The sequence below is a fragment of the Virgibacillus sp. 7505 genome (genome assembly GCF_002272135.1).
Taxonomy (GTDB): domain Bacteria; phylum Bacillota; class Bacilli; order Bacillales; family Amphibacillaceae; genus Terribacillus.
The window spans coordinates 1-236 of sequence record NZ_NPBF01000310.1; the positions used below are offsets into that span (position 1 = coordinate 1).

The window sequence follows — 236 nt, forward strand, 5'->3', positions numbered from 1 at the left end:
CTTAGAATGAGGGCGAAACAAGCCGCTACTCCTAAAAAGCCAAGCCACTGGGCGGCAAGAATAAAAGGAAAACGAATCAAGCGGATCGCATTACCCATTTGGTAAATAGGTGTCGTAAAGGAAGCAAGCGCAGTCAATGCAACAATGATTAAGAGAATATTGCTTGTAAGCCCTGCTTCGACAGCGGCTGTTCCGATTACAATGCCGCCAACGATCCCAATCGTTTGCCCAATTTT

The 236-nt window shown here is 46.2% G+C and carries 1 protein-coding gene; it reads right to left on the reverse strand.

The window, feature by feature from the left end; translation table 11 throughout:
* On the reverse strand, window positions 1-236 hold a 236-nt coding region (locus CHH91_RS19095), incomplete at both ends, for a spore germination protein (protein ID WP_141234253.1).